The following is a 14,615-nucleotide window of genomic DNA, read 5'->3' as shown; positions in this document are numbered from 1 at the left end:
GTCAGGCGCCGGGCAGTGTCACGCGGACGATCAGGCCCCCGCCCTCACGCGGGGTGATCCGCAGATCGCCGCGATGGCTGCGGACGATGGCCGAGACGATCGTCAGTCCGAGACCGATCCCCCGGTCGGATGCCGCGCGGGTCCGGTCTCCCGCGCGCACGAACGGCTCCGTGAGCGTTGCGACGCGAGCCGGATCGAGGTCGGGACCGGTGTTGGCGATCTCGAGCAGCGCTGAGCCATCGGGTGCCGTCCGGGTGCGTACGGCGACCTCGGCCCCGTCCGGGAGGTTGTGGATGAGGGCATTGGCGACGAGGTTCGACACCAGCTGCCGGAGGAGGGCGGCGTTCCCGCGCGCCGTGGCCGGCCCCCGCTCCTCGCGGATGCTCGGTGACCCTCCACGGGCCGCCTCATCCGCGCCGTCGCGTGCGTCTGCGACGACCTGCTCGACCAGGGCTGCGAGGTCGACCGGCGCGAAGTCGAGGCCGGATCGTCCGGCGCGCGCGAGGTCGAGCAGGGCCTCCGTCGTGGCGATCGCCCGCTCGTTCGTCTCGGCGACCCTGCTCAGGACGAGGTCGACGTCGCGGCCGCCCGGATCGGCGCGCGCCACCTCGATGATCGTCCGGATGACGGCATGCGGGGTGCGCAGCTCGTGCGACGCGTTCGCCGCGAACCGCGATTCCTCTGCGACAGCGCGTTCGATCCGGTCGAGCATGTCGTCGAAGGCGTCGGCGAGGTCGGTCAGCTCGTTCCGGCGTCCGCGCAGCGCGATTCGGCGGTGAAGCGTTCCGGCATCGGCCCGGCCGACTACTTCGGTGACCCGTCCGAGCGGCGCGAGCATCCACCCCGCGAGGAACCAGCCGCCGACGAGTCCGACGACGAGGAGGGCGGCCAGAGCCCACCACGCGTACTTGACGAAGACGTCGGTGAGGTCGCCGCGTCCGGGCGCCCACCCGCCCGTCGACTGGCTGAACAGGTCGCCGCTCGGCACGAACCGCAGGGCCAGCAGCCCGACGCCGAAGAGCACCGCGCCCGCGACGACCAGGAACCCGGCGTAGCTGAGGGTGAGTGAGACCCGCAGGGAGAGCCCGCGGCGGCGGGCGATCACAGCGCGGGTTCCGACATCCGGTATCCGACACCCGGCACGGTCTCGATGACCCAGGGCTCGCCGAGCCGTTTGCGGAGCGTGGAGATCGTGATGCGGACCGCGTTCGTGAACGGGTCCGCGTTCTCGTCCCAGGCGCGTTCGAGCAGCGCCTCGGCGCTGATGACACCACCGCCGGCGCTGAGGAGCACCTCGAGCACGGCGAACTGCTTGCGTGTCAGCGCGATGTACCGTCCATCGCGGTAGACCTCGCGGCGGAAGGGATCGAGCCTCACGCCGCCGAACTCGCGGATCGGGGGAGCGGAGCTGGCCGAGCGCCGCGCCAGCGCACGCAGTCGCAGCACGAGCTCGCGCATCGCGAACGGCTTGGTCAGGTAGTCGTCGGCACCGGACTCGAAGCCCGACGCCTTGTCGTCCAGCCGATCGGCCGCGGTCAGCATGAGGATGCGGGGCGCCCCGGTCTGCTGGGAGAGGTGGCGCGCGATCTCGTCACCGTTCGGGCCGGGGATGTCGCGGTCGAGCACGACCACGTCGTACGCGGTGATCGCCAGCTGCTCGAGCGCGGTATCGCCGTCGGCGGCGAGGTCGGCCGAGATGGCCTCGAGGCGGAGGCCGTCGCGGATCGCCTCGGCGAGGAAGAGCTCGTCCTCGACGATCAGCACACGCATGGCCTCAGGATAGGCGGGCGCATGTATCGCGGGCGTATGCGGAATCGGCGACACCGGTGCAACATCCGCTCTCGTCCACTGGGAGCATGAGCACTTCCTCCGCCCCGGTTCCGACCCGCCCGCTCGCGCTGCCGACGACCGAATCCGGACGGCGGGTGACTTTCGTGCCGCCGCGCCCGCGAGCGCGCACATCCCGTCGTGTTCGCCGTCGCCGCCTCGCCCTCGGCGCGGTTGCCGTCGCGGGTGCGGTCGCCCTCGGCGCCTCCGCCATCGGTGCGCTCGCCGGTTCATCGGGTCTTCAGCTGCCGCCGATGCCGCCGGTCTTCCCGGGCGCGGTCTTCACGCCGTCGGCCGACGACGGGTTCATCGACGACGGCGTGCAGGTGAGTCTGTGGGATGACGACCTGCCGGCCATCTCGCGCATCGACCCGGAGCTGCTGGCGGCGATGCGCGCTGCCGAGGCGCGTGCCGCGGACGACGGCATCCGCCTGGGCGTGACGAGCGGATGGCGCAGCGCGGGGTATCAGCAGTGGCTCCTCGACGACCGCATCGCTTCGGTGGGGGAGGAGACCGCCCGCGCCTACGTCGCCACCCCCGAGCAGTCGCGTCACGTCAGCGGCGACGCCATCGACATCGGGCCGGTCGACGCGCAGTACTGGCTGATCTCGTACGGCTCGGAGTTCGGCATCTGCCAGACCTACGGCAACGAGCCGTGGCATTTCGAGTTGGCGACCACGCCGGGATCGGAGTGCCCGCCGATGCGCACCGATGCCAACGGCTGAGCCCGGGCCGCGGCGGCGGGTGCGCCTACGATCGAGGGAGCCCCTCAACGATCCAGGAGTCACCGTGTCCGCCGTCACCGCCGCCGCCCGCTCCCACGCCGACGACCTCGCCGAGTTCGTCGCCGCGTCGCCGTCGAGCTTCCATGCCGCTGCCGAGGTGGCGCGACGCCTCACCGCAGCCGGTTTCACCGCGCTGGCGGAAGACGAGCAGTGGCCGGAACAACCGGGCGGGCGCTACCTCGTGGTGCGCGACGGAGCCGTGCTCGCGTGGATCGTGCCGGCAGCGGCGACCGCGGTGACGCCCGTCCGGGTGTTCGGCGCGCACAGCGACTCGCCCGCCTTCAAGCTCAAGCCCCGCCCCACCACCGGCCGGCTCGGCTGGCTGCAAGCCGGGGTCGAGGTCTACGGCGGACCGCTGCTCAACTCGTGGCTCGACCGCGAGCTGCGGCTGGCCGGCCGCCTCGTGCTCGACGACGGCACCGCGGTGCTCACCGCGACGGGCCCGCTCCTCCGCCTGCCGCAGCTCGCCATCCACCTCGACCGCGAGGCGAACGACCACCTCGCCCTCGATAAGCAGACGCAGACGCAGCCGGTGTGGGGGCTCGGGTCCGCCGACTCCGCCGACCTGCTCGGCGAGCTCGCCCGCGAGGCGGGAGTGGATGCCGCCCGCATCCGCGGCTACGACGTTGTGACGGCCGATGCCGCCCGGGGCTCGGTCTTCGGCGCGGGGGACGTCTTCTTCGCGGCCGGTCGGCTGGATGACCTCGCCTCCGTCCATGCCGGAGTCGTCGCGCTGGAGCGAGCCGCCGGAGGCTTCGACGCCGGGCACATCGCGATGCTCGCCGTCTTCGACCACGAGGAGGTCGGGTCGGCGACCCGCTCGGGTGCGGCCGGTCCCTTCCTCGCCGATGTCATCGAGCGCATCCAGCTCGGCCTCGGTGCCGATCGCGAGGAGGGGATGCGCGCCCTGGCGGCATCCTGGTGCGTCTCGAGCGACGTCGGGCACTCGGTGCACCCGAACTATGCCCACAAGCACGACCCCGTCGTACTGCCGGTGCTCGGATCGGGGCCGATCCTGAAGATCAACGCCAACCAGCGGTACGCGACGGACGGCGTCGGGGCCGCCGCATGGAACGGCTGGTGCGACGCGGCGGGCGTGCGCAGCCAGGAGTTCGTGTCGAACAACGGCGTGCCCTGCGGGTCGACGATCGGGCCGATCACCGCCACGCGGCTCGGCATCCGCACCGTCGACGTGGGGATCCCGATCCTCTCGATGCACTCGGCGCGCGAACTCGCCGGGGTCTCCGACCTGCACGATCTCTCGCTCGTGGCCGAGGAGCTGTTCCGCCGGTAGAATCGAGCAGTCCGCGGCGCCGGCCCGGACGAAGCGATGCAACTACCTGCTGACGGAGCAAGGCGGCACGTGAGAACGAGCTGACTGCTCGGAGGCATGCATGACGTCGAATGATCGTTCCCTGATCCGCCACACGGGTTGGGCGTTCTTCCCGATCGCGTTCATCGCCCGGCTTCCCTTCGCGATGATGGTCGTCGGTGTCCTCACCCTCGTCGTCTCTGCGACCGGGTCGGTGGGGCTCGGCGGGCTCACGTCGGCCGCCGTCGGCATCGGCGTCGTCATCGCCGGCCCGGTGATCGGCGACGCCGTCGACCGGTTCGGGCAGCGGCGCGTGCTCGTTCCACTCGGCATCCTCAACGGCATCCTGCTCGGGGTGTTCCCGATCGTCGTCACCGCCGGATCACCCGACCCGCTCATCCTGACCGCCGCCGCGGCGATCGGCCTGAGCGCTCCGCAAGCGGCAGCCATGTCGCGCAGCCGGCTGATGGGCATCATCCGGGCGCGCCTCGGTGCCGAGCACCGGCCACGCACGCTCTCGCGCGTCATGTCGTACGAGTCGGCGGCCGACGAGACGGCGTTCGTGATCGGCCCGTTCCTCGTCGGCATCCTCGCGGCCGTCATCGCGCCCTGGGCCCCGATCGCGATCGCCGCAGCTCTCAGCCTCGTGTTCGTCACCGCCTTCGCCCTCCACCCCAGCGGGCGGATCGCCGCGACCGCCCTCGACCCCGGTGAGAGCGAGGAGCGGGCGCCGATCGCGCAGGTGCTGCGCGGGCGCGTCCTCGTCCTGGTCGCGGGCACCTTCGGCGTGGGACTCTTCTTCGGAGCGACGCTGACCTCGCTCACCGCGTTCGCGCAAACCGCCGGCGACGACGTCGAGGCCGGGCTGCTCTACGGCCTCATGGGAATCGGCTCGGCCGCCCTCGCCCTCGCGGTGGTGCTCCTGCCGTCGGGCTTCGCCCTGCGTCACCGCTGGCTCGTCTTCGCCGCCGTGCTGGCCGTCTCGGCGGGCGGCTACGCCGCTTCGGACTCGCTGGGCGCGGTCATCGTCATGCTGCTGCTGATGGGGCTCGGCGTCGGACCGACGCTCGTGACGCTGTTCAGCATCGCGGGACACCGCAGCCCCGTCGGCCGGTCGGCGACCACGATGACGCTCCTCGGATCGGCGCTGACGCTGGCGCAAGCGCTCGCGTCAGCCGCGACCGGCGCGATCGCGGAGGCGGGTGATGTCCGGCTGGCGATGCTCCTGCCGACGATCGCCGCGGTCCTCGTCCTCGTGCTCGGGGTCGTCAACGTCGTGATCGAGCGACGTGAACGCGCGGAGGAACAGGCCCGGACATCGGGTGGAGCCCACTCCGCACCGTCGCTCGTCAGCCGTTGATCAGCGCTGCCGTCGTCGCCCCCACGCCGGCGCCCAGCATCACGACCACCCAGGCCGGGCAGCGCCAGAGCGTCAGCAGCCCGAAACAGACGAGGGCGAGCGCGAACTGGTCGACGCGGGTGACCGACGTCGTGAACACCGGGTCGTAGAGGGCGGCGCCGAGGATGCCGACGACCGCGGCGCTCGCTCCGCGGACCAGGCCTCGTGCCCGGGACCAGCGCCGCACGACGGCCCACACGGGCAGCGCACCGAGGAGCAGCAGGAAGCCGGGCAGGAAGATCGCGACGAGCGCGATCATGGCCCCGGCCACGCCACCCGGGCCGACGCTCGCGAGCGCCCCGAGATAGGCCGAGAAGGCGAACAGCGGACCGGGCAGGGCCTGCGCCGCACCATAGCCGGCCAGGAACGTCCCGGCATCCACCCAGCCCGGGCCGACGACGGCGCTCTCGAGAAGGGGGAGCACCACGTGGCCGCCGCCGAACACGAGCACGCCCGAGCGCAGGAAGGCGTCGAACAGTGCGAGCGAGCCGTCTCCCGTCACCCGAGCCGCGATCGGGCTCGCGACGAGGAGGCCGGTCAGGATCACGAGCGCGGTGACCCCGACACGGGTGCTCGCGCTCGGAAGGGCGTCCGCGTCGGCGGCGTCATCCGAGTCGGGGAACCCCTCGCCCAGCCACAGGATCCCCGCGAGGGCGCCGAGGGCGATCGCCCCCAACTGGGCGAACGGCCCGCCCACCAGTGCGACCCCGACGGCTGCCGTGATCGCGATCGTCCCGCGCGGTCGGTCGGGTGCGAGGCTTCTCGCCATGCCCCAGACGGCGTGTGCGACGACGGCCACCGCGACCACCTTGAGCCCGTCGACGACTCCGGTCGCGATGGTGCCGGTCACGGCCCCGATTCCGCTCGCCGCCCAGACCATGAGTGCGGCGGAGGGCAGGGTGAATGCGGCGAAGGCCGCGACCGCGCCCGCGAGTCCCGCGCGGCGCAGGCCGATCGCGAACCCCACCTGACTCGAGGCGGGCCCGGGCAGGAACTGGCACAGGGCCACGAGTTCGCCGTAGGTCCGATCGCCGATCCATCGCCGGCGCTCGACGAACTCGTCGCGGAAGTAGCCGAGGTGCGCGATCGGGCCGCCGAAGGATGTCAGTCCGAGGCGCAGGAACACCGCGAACACGGCGGCGAGGTTCGACACCCGTCCAGCGCACCACCGATCCGTGAACAGCCGGTGAACGCCACGCGCGATTAGCACATCGAGATGACGTGGCGCGTCACCGGGCGGACACCTCGCGGGGAGGGATCGTTCACTCCGTGATCGTGCGCGGTCCCTACGGTCGGCGGCATCCCTCTTGCACCGAAGGTGGCTTGTCATGCCCGCTGAGCGCCCACGCGCCCGTTTCCTGACCATCGCGACGACGGCGACGCTCGCCGCCGGAGCCCTCTCGCTCGCGCTCGCGGCGCCCGCGCTCGCATCGCCCACCGCTCTCGTGCCGACGGCGGCCGACGCGGCATCCGGCGCGCTCATCGTCACCGAGATCGCCCCCGACAACGTCGGGGTCGACGACTACGAGTTCTTCGAGGTCCACAACCGCGGCGCGACCGACCTCGATCTGGCGGCGGCGGGCTTCTCGTTCGCCTACACGTACGTCGACGGTGCCGACCGGGCCCGCGACGTGCCGCTCACCGTGGCCGATCCGGTCGTGGTCCCCGCCGGCGGAACCGTGGTCTTCTGGCTGAGCTACACCGCGGGGAGCGTGGATTCCTTCGCGCACTCGATCGACGAGTTCCGCGCTCACTGGGGCGCCGACGACGGCACCCCCGTCGTACGCGTGACGGGGCAGGCCGGCATGGCCAACAGCGCGCCGCGCGGCATCCGCATCCTCCAGAACGACGAGACCGTCGGATGGTCGACCTACGGGCGCACCGCGACGGCAGCCGGGCAATCGGCGCACTTCCGCCTGCCCGCTGAGCGCGTCGACGGCGGCACCGACATCCTCGCCGAGCCGGCCCCGGCCACCCCGGGCGTCGTGGCGCCCGAGGCCATCACCCCGCCCGCGGGAGAGGAGCCCGGGGGACAGCCCGGTTTCGACCCGAAGCCTGACCCGAGCGTCGTCACCGCGCCGCTGCAGATCACCGAGCTGCTGCCGGACTCGGCGAACGTCGCGGGCTCCGACGCCTTCGAGTTCATCGAGGTCTACAACGCCTCGAGCGATCCGATCGACTTCTCCGACTACACGATCGATTACCTCTACCCCGTCGAGGGCTCGTCGAGCGTCTGGCCGGCTGTTCCCGGTGACGTCGTGATCCCGGCCGGCGAGACGCTCGTGCTGTGGATCAAGAACGGCGCCAACGACGCCCTGACCGCCGCCGACTTCAACGACCACTTCGGCTCGCGGCTCGTCGCGGGGGAGAGCCTCGTCGAGATCTCTTCGGCCGGGATGGCGAACGGCTCGCCTCGGGGCGTCGCGATCGAGACCAACAGCGGCCGTCACGTCAGCACCGCGCTGTACAACCTCGACGGCGCCGATGACACCGTCGCCGACCAGGGGATCCGTTACACCGTCGGAGCGGATGTCGCGACGCAGCGGATCGTCGACCTCGCCCCGGCATCGCCGGGTGCCGTGCAGCCAGACCAGGTTCCCGGCGGTCTCATGATCGTTGCGCCCGACACGCAGGCGCCGACGATCGTCGACGGCACCGCCGCCGAGATCCAGCCGGGCACCGACTTCGCCATCACCGCGACCGTGACCGACGACGTCCTGGCGCGGACCGTGACACTGCAGCTCGCCAACGACGTCGACCCCGCTCCGGCGCGCATCAACCTCCTCGACGCCGGCGACGGCTCGGTGACGTTCGTGGTCAACGCCGCCGACCTCATCGGCAAGAGCTGGTACGAGTACACGATCACCGCGAGCGACGGCACGAACTCCACCTCGACGTCGACCCGTCGCGTTCCGGTGGCCGGGGTCGACACCAACCCGGTCCGACTCAACCTCGAGGACGGCCGGTTCGTTTCGGGAACGACCGAGATCGTCGCCGCGGGCGACGCGTACCCGAGCCCGATCGAGCTGACGATCGACGGCGCGGCCGTGGAGACCACCCCCACCCTGGAGGACCAGCCGCGCTTCGTCTTCGACACGACGAACGTCAACTACTACTTCAAGAACGGCGTGCGCATCGGCGACGACGTCCTCAACATCTTCGAGATCGGCACGCAGGGGTGGGAGACCATCGTGACCCCGGTGCCGGTCGAGTACGTCGTCCGCGGTGACGAGCTCGTCGTGAGCGTGTGGGCCGGTACCAAGAAGGCGCCCGAGATTGACCTCGCCGAGAACAACGACGACTTCGAGATCCGGGGTCTGCGCCTGGTCCTGCCCGACGGGCGGACGCTCACGCCCATCGGGTACGACGATCCCGCGGCGGTCCTGCGGATGGGAGACAGCGTCACCGACACGGGGGCGGCCACCGGCAAGCTCGACTACTACGAGGCGCGCTTCGCGCTGCCCGACGACGCGTTCGCCGCTCTCTCGGCCTCGTGGGACACGACGGCCCGCGCCGACGGTGCCGCCGTCGTGGCGGCCACCGACGGCGAGACGACCCTCTCGCGGACGGTGACGGTCGACAACACCGCTCCCGTCGTCACCTCGCAGATCGTCGACGGCACCGCCTATCAGGGGCCCATCGTCATCGACGCCGAGGTCGCCGACGCGGGATCGGGCGTCGCGAGCACCGTCGCCCGGCTCGACGGCGTCGAGATCGCGCTGCCTCACGAGACGTCGTCCGTCGACCTCGCGGCCGGGGATCACCGCGTCGAGATCACCGCGACCGACCACGTGGGGAACACCGACACGTGGACGGCCGCCTTCACGACCTATGAGGAGCAGCCGAGCGCCGGTGTCCTCGCCCCGGCCGAAGGGGCCGAGGTCGCAGCGGGTGATGTGACCCTGCAGGCGAAGGTCGAGGACCCGACGGGCGACGTACTCGACGTGAGCTTCCTCGAGGGGCGCCGGCTCGATCTGTCCGACGGCGACGTCAGCGCGCAGTCCGGCACCGTGCAGGACGCTCGGGCGGTCGACCGCGCCGAGGCCGAGCAGCTGACGGCCGACGAGCTGCGCACCCTCGCCGCCGTTGACGGCGTCTCGGAGGAGATCACGAGCGACCGGGCGTTCCCGTACCAGTCGTTCGACGTCGCGGTCACCGATGCCGACGCCGGCTCGGACGTCCGCTCGACGTGGTCGGGTCACGCCGACGCGGGGGCGACGGTCATCCTCTACGTCCAGCGAGCCGACGGGTCGGGTTGGGACGAGGTCGATCGCCACGTGAGCGCGGCCGATGACGAGTCGTTCTCGCTCGACGCCGTCGTCGCGGTCGACGACTACGCCTTCGCCGCGTCGGACGGCGCGGGCCGGGTGGTGCGGATGCTCGTCCAGCACTCGGAGGGCTTCGCGGGCGCGGACCGCTCCGAGCGGACGACTCCGGTCACGCCGCACAACGTCGCCGATGTGCCGCGCAGCGACTACGACTTCACTCTGGCCTGGGAGTCCGACACGCAGTACTACAACGAGAACACCATGCCGGGTGAGCCCTACCGCCACCAGCAGGCGATCCACTCGTACCTGCTCGATCGGCGCGACGAGCTGAACCTGCAGTACCTCTTCCACACCGGCGACATCATCGACGACTACGACGTGATGGAGCAGTGGGAGCGGGCCGACCCCGAGTACCGCCGCCTCGACGAGGCCGGGCTGCCGTACGGCGTGCTGGCCGGCAACCACGATGTGGGCCACCACCTCGAGGACTACTCGAACTACGGTGCGTACTTCGGCGCGGACCGCTATGCCGGCAACCCCTGGTACGGCGGCAGCTTCGAGGACAACCGCGGTCACTACGACCTCATCTCGGCGGGCGGCATCGACTTCCTGATGCTCTACACCGGGTGGCTTCCCGGTGACGCCTCGATCGCCTGGATGAACGAGGTGCTCGCGCAGTACCCCGACCGCGTCGCGATCATCGCGCAGCACGAGTTCATCCTCACCACGGGCGGGCTCGGGGCGATCCCGCAGCGGGTGATGGACGAGGTCGTCGCGACGAACCCGAACGTCCGCATGGTCTTCTCGGGTCACTACCACGACGCGTTCCTGCGCGAGGACGGATTCGACGACGACGGTGACGGCGCCCTGGACCGCACGGTGTACTCGATGCTGTTCGACTATCAGGGTCTCCCGGAGGGCGGTCTCGGGTTCCTGCGTCTCCTGCACTTCGACAACGAGGGCCGGCAGATGCTCGTGCGCACCTACTCGCCCTCGCTCGACGTGTACAACTCCGACGAGCCGAGCTTGCTCGGCCCGGCGGGGGCGGGCGACTACTCGCAGCAGGAGTTCGCGCTCACGTACGACCAGCTGCGCATCGAGCCCGGCACGCGAACGCTCGGCACCGACGCCTTCTCGGCGGAGGTTCTGGGGGACACCGAGATCGCGACGTTCTCGGACGTCGCGAGCGGCTCGATCCTCTCGGCCGCATGGCCGCTCGCGGAGGAGGGTGAGCGGGGGTGGTACGTGCGCACGAGCGATCCGTTCGGCGCCGTCGACGACTCGCGGGTGTCGCTGTTCACGGTCATCGCCGCGGCCGAGCCCGAGAACCCCGGCGACGGCTCGGGCGGAGGGTCGGACCCGGGCGCGGGCGGCGGCACGGGCGGCGGCGACACCGGCGGTGGCGCGGGTAATGCTCCGTCCGGCGGCACCGGCGCGGCCGACCCCGAGGCGGCGGGCGCGGGTGACGGGACCGGCTCACGTCGCGATCTCGCTGCGACCGGCGGGGAAGCCTCGACGACCGCCACTGTGACCGGGATCGCTCTCGTGCTCCTGGTGGGCGGTGCGCTTCTCACGGCGATCCGCCGGCGCGCGCATCGTCGCGGACGGGTCTGAACCGCACCCAGCGGCTCAGTCGGCGGTCGGGTCCTCGGACCCGACCGCCACGTTCCATTCGGGCAGGGGGTCGGGCAGCCGTCGCCAGGCCATCGGGCCCGCCGACAGCTCGGCGTCGTCGAGCACGGCGGCATCCAGGACGTGCCGCACAGCGGCGGTGTTGAGGTCGATGCCCGTCAGGGCGATGTCCTGGCCGACGTCGTCCAGCCCGTGACCCGCCTCGATCGGATCGATCCACATGGCCGAACCCGCCTGCTCCCATCGGGCTGGGGTGGCGGCTCGCGTCGCGAGACGGCAGACCCCGACCGATCGCACGACCAGTCCGCACGAGCCGGAATCGAGCAGATCGAGAGCCAGCACGAGCCTGCCGGGGTGGAACGGGCGCAACTGCTCGTAGCGCATCGTGGCGACGCGCCGATCGGTGAGGAACGGATCGTGCTCGCCGTTGAGGGCACGCGTCCATCCGGCGCGGTCGCCCGCGTCCCGCAGGGGGAGGGTGGTGCCGAAACCGAGCGCGGAGAGGTCGTCGACGACGCCGCGGCTGAGCCGGATGCGGGCGGTCGGCGCCAGGTGCGACGCGAGCGCCATGAGGATCGAGAGGTCGGCCGTCGGCATCCGTTCCCAGTTGACGATCACGACGGCGCTCGCCGCCTCGATCAGCTGCGCCGCCAACCGCGCGCGTGCGCCGACGTCGGCTCGCCCGTCTCCGTGCGGGACGGCCCGACGCAGCGGCGCCTCGTCGCGCAGGTCGTCGATCGCGTGGCGGGCATCGAGCACGCAGAGCGACGGCATGCCGTGCACGGTGGCGTGGACGTGAGCGGGGTCGGCGTCGCTGGCGAGATCGACGACGCGGAGGGAGCGGTGGCGCCCGGCGATGACGCACAGACGGGCGTAACGACGGCGTTCGGCGCTGCAGACGCCGGTGACGGCGAGGTGAGTGGTCACGGTGTTCTCTCCGGCTCGAGTTGTGGCGATCGATCCTCCACCGTACCTTGTTGTTGATAACAGTTCTCAATAGGAGGTCATCGTGAAGGTTCGCGCATCCATCAAGTCGCTGAAGAACCAGCCCGGCGCGCAGGTCGTGCGCCGCCGTGGCCGCGTGTACGTCATCAACAAGCTCAACCCGCGCTTCAAGGGGCGCCAGGGCTGAGGCGCGGCCCGATGACACGTGCCGTCGATCCGCGCAACATATGCCCTCCGGCTGCCCCGCACGATTAGCGTGAGCGACATGAGCACTCCCGCTGAGCGAGCCCAGACCCTGTCCGCCCTCCATGCCGCCCCCGAGATCCTGCGGGTGGTGAACGTGTGGGACGTCGTGTCGGCCGAGGCCATCCTGGCTCTGCCGGAGACCCGTGCGATCGCTACGGCCGGTCACTCGATCGCGGCATCCTTCGGATACGAGGACGGCACCGACATCCCGCTCGAGATCGTGCTCGACATGGTGGGCCGCATCGTCGCGGTGGCGGGCGACGTCCCGGTGTCGGCCGACCTCGACGCGGGCTTCGGCGACCCCGGTGAGACGACGCGCCGGGCCATCGGCGTGGGCATCGTGGGTGCGAACGTCGAAGACCGCCTGCAGCCGCTGGCGGACTCGGTCCGCGCGGTCGAGGCCATCGTCCGGGCGGGGGAGGCCGAGGGCGTCCGGTTCGCCCTCAATGCCCGCACCGACGCCTTCGTGCGCGCGGGCGACCGGTCGACCGAGGAGTCGATCGCCGACGCGATCGAGCGCGGTCGCGCGTATCTCGACGCCGGCGCCGACCTGGTGTTCGTCCCGGGCATCCTCGACGCCGACATCACCCGGCGCCTCGTGGAGGGTCTGGGTGAGCGCAAGCTCAGCGTCATCGGGCTTCCTGGTGCGCTGACCGCGGCGGAGTACGAGGATCTCGGCGTCGCCCGCATCTCCTACGGCCCGACGACACAGCGGGTCGCTCTGACGGCGCTGCAGGATGTCGCCCAGCAGCTGTACGCCAACGGGGTCATCCCGCCGTCCACGCGTCCCTTGAACTGAGGCCCGCAGAGCCGGCGCGCACCGCCCCCGAGGTGGGTGCGCGCCGGTATGCCGCGGCTCAGGCCAGCGCGGCGCGAAGCCCGTCGGCGAACGACGTCGTCGGTCGCCCGATGAGGCGCGAGAGGGTGTGGTCGTCCACGTCGAGAACGCCGTCGCGGATGCCGGTGTCGATCCCGGCGACGAACTGCGCGGTGCCGGCGTCGAGTCCGGCGCTCTCGAGGGCGGCGACATGGTCGTCCGTCGAGACGCGGGCGTACGTCACGTCGCGACCGAGCACCTCGGAGGCCGCGGCGGCGATCGCGTCGTACCCGATACGGGTGTCTCCGGCGAACTCGTACGTTTCGCCGAGGTGGCCGTCCTCGAGGAGGACGACGGCCGCGCCCTCGGCGAAGTCTGCGCGCGAGGCCGGTGCGATCCGGCCGTCGCCGACGGATGCCGCGATGACACCGCTCTCGGCGGCGCGCTGGACGTCGGGCACGTAGTTCTCGATGTACCAGTTGTTGCGCACCACGACGGCAGGAACGCCGCTGGCCGCGATGGCCTCCTCGGTCGCCTTGTGCTCGGCGCCGAGGGCCCACTCGAAGGTCGTCGCCTTCGGGGCGCTGGTGTAGACGAGCTTAGAGACGCCTGCCGCGGCGGCAGCGTCGATGACGTTCTTGTGGCCCGCGAAGCGCCTGCCCGGCTCGGACGCCGAGATCAGCAGGACGCTGTCGACGTTCGCGAGCGCTTCGCGCAGCGAGGCCGGGTCGTCGTAGTCGACGCGGGCGGTGCGCACCCCGCGGTCCGCCAGATCGGCGATCTTCGCGACGTCGCGCGCTCCCGCGACGACGGTGTCAGGGGCGGCGCCGCGGGCGAGCAGGGCGTCGACGACGAGGCGGCCGAGCTGTCCGCTCGCTCCGGTGATGAGGATGGTCATCGGTGATCCTTTCGATCGGGTGATGCTCGGGTCAACCGTTCCGGGGCGGGCCAACATTCCAGACGATGGGTACCCACTTTTCGGTAAGCTACCTACATGGCAGTGAGTTTCGCGCAGATCCGGGCGACATCCGATCAGGTGTTCACGGAGAACTGCCCGACGCGAGTCGTACTCGACCACGTCATGAGCAAATGGGGTGTGCTCGTCCTGATGGCTCTGACGGACGGCACCGCCCGATGGGGTGAGCTGCGTCGCTCGGTCACGGGCATCAGCGAGAAGATGCTCGCCTCAACGCTGCGAACGCTCGAATCCGACGGCATCGTCAACCGCACCGCGTACCCCGAGGTCCCGCCCCGCGTCGAGTACTCGCTGACCGAACGTGGCGACGAGCTGATGGAGCGGATGATGCCTCTCATGGAGTGGATCGCGGCGCACGCGGACGAGATCGTCGACCTCGGCGAGTGAGGCTGGGTATTCCATGCGAAC

General features: G+C 71.3%; 12 protein-coding genes. 7 read left to right on the top strand and 5 right to left on the bottom strand.

All coding sequences use genetic code 11. From position 1 onward, the window contains the following. Position 1 precedes the first annotated feature (1 nt). Positions 2-1,105 carry a sensor histidine kinase gene (locus tag ABIC53_RS08355; RefSeq protein WP_323987379.1) on the bottom strand — a complete coding sequence of 368 codons (1,104 nt, stop codon included), beginning with the start codon at positions 1,103-1,105 and terminating at the stop codon, positions 2-4. Further along, positions 1,102-1,770: a response regulator transcription factor gene (locus ABIC53_RS08350; protein WP_354451078.1), complete on the bottom strand. Its 669-nt coding sequence runs from the start codon at positions 1,768-1,770 to the stop codon at positions 1,102-1,104. Before ABIC53_RS08350 ends, ABIC53_RS08355 begins: the two co-directional genes overlap by 4 nt. Before the next feature lie 86 nt (positions 1,771-1,856). Here ABIC53_RS08350 and ABIC53_RS08345 point away from each other — a divergent pair, with 86 nt between their 5' ends. From ABIC53_RS08345 to ABIC53_RS08335, 3 genes are all read left to right on the top strand, one after another. Further along, positions 1,857-2,552 (top strand): M15 family metallopeptidase, encoded by a 696-nt coding sequence (locus ABIC53_RS08345; protein WP_323987382.1) that lies wholly within the window; start codon positions 1,857-1,859, stop codon positions 2,550-2,552. 64 nt (positions 2,553-2,616) lie between these two features. Then, on the top strand, positions 2,617-3,906 hold the full coding sequence (locus tag ABIC53_RS08340) for a M18 family aminopeptidase (RefSeq protein WP_282502236.1): 1,290 nt from the start codon (positions 2,617-2,619) through the stop codon (positions 3,904-3,906). A gap of 100 nt (positions 3,907-4,006) precedes the next feature. Further along, on the top strand, positions 4,007-5,284 hold the full coding sequence (locus ABIC53_RS08335) for an MFS transporter (protein WP_282502237.1): 1,278 nt from the start codon (positions 4,007-4,009) through the stop codon (positions 5,282-5,284). Here ABIC53_RS08335 and chrA read toward each other — a convergent pair. Then, on the bottom strand, positions 5,274-6,476 hold the full coding sequence (chrA, locus tag ABIC53_RS08330; protein WP_282502238.1) for a chromate efflux transporter: 1,203 nt from the start codon (positions 6,474-6,476) through the stop codon (positions 5,274-5,276). The two genes, ABIC53_RS08335 and chrA, sit on opposite strands and share 11 nt — an antisense overlap. Before the next feature lie 175 nt (positions 6,477-6,651). Here chrA and ABIC53_RS08325 point away from each other — a divergent pair, with 175 nt between their 5' ends. Then, positions 6,652-11,205, top strand: coding sequence for a lamin tail domain-containing protein (locus tag ABIC53_RS08325; protein ID WP_354451075.1), 4,554 nt, complete (start codon positions 6,652-6,654; stop codon positions 11,203-11,205). Between the two features lie 15 nt (positions 11,206-11,220). On the opposite strand, the gene ABIC53_RS08320 is transcribed toward ABIC53_RS08325, so the two are convergent. Continuing rightward, positions 11,221-12,150 (bottom strand): GTP-binding protein, encoded by a 930-nt coding sequence (locus ABIC53_RS08320; RefSeq protein ID WP_282502240.1) that lies wholly within the window; start codon positions 12,148-12,150, stop codon positions 11,221-11,223. Positions 12,151-12,232: 82 nt separating this feature from the next. Between ABIC53_RS08320 and ykgO the strand changes: the two genes are divergently transcribed. Continuing rightward, complete coding sequence (ykgO, locus tag ABIC53_RS08315) at positions 12,233-12,355, top strand: type B 50S ribosomal protein L36 (RefSeq protein ID WP_023951906.1); 123 nt, start codon at positions 12,233-12,235, stop codon at positions 12,353-12,355. Positions 12,356-12,433: 78 nt separating this feature from the next. Then, positions 12,434-13,213 (top strand): isocitrate lyase/PEP mutase family protein, encoded by a 780-nt coding sequence (locus tag ABIC53_RS08310; RefSeq protein ID WP_323987388.1) that lies wholly within the window; start codon positions 12,434-12,436, stop codon positions 13,211-13,213. A gap of 58 nt (positions 13,214-13,271) precedes the next feature. On the opposite strand, the gene ABIC53_RS08305 is transcribed toward ABIC53_RS08310, so the two are convergent. Beyond that, positions 13,272-14,129, bottom strand: a complete 858-nt coding sequence (locus ABIC53_RS08305) for an SDR family oxidoreductase (protein ID WP_282502243.1) — start codon at positions 14,127-14,129, stop codon at positions 13,272-13,274. Positions 14,130-14,225: 96 nt separating this feature from the next. Here ABIC53_RS08305 and ABIC53_RS08300 point away from each other — a divergent pair, with 96 nt between their 5' ends. Then, a complete protein-coding gene (locus ABIC53_RS08300; RefSeq protein WP_282502244.1) occupies positions 14,226-14,594 on the top strand; it encodes a winged helix-turn-helix transcriptional regulator in 369 nt (122 codons plus the stop codon). Positions 14,595-14,615 lie beyond the last annotated feature (21 nt).

It is taken from the genome of Microbacterium sp. 1262, from assembly GCF_040544895.1.
GTDB classification, from domain to species: Bacteria; Actinomycetota; Actinomycetes; order Actinomycetales; family Microbacteriaceae; genus Microbacterium; species Microbacterium plantarum.
Note: the sequence above shows the minus strand (reverse complement) of the source record. Positions and strands in the feature narration are given on the sequence as shown.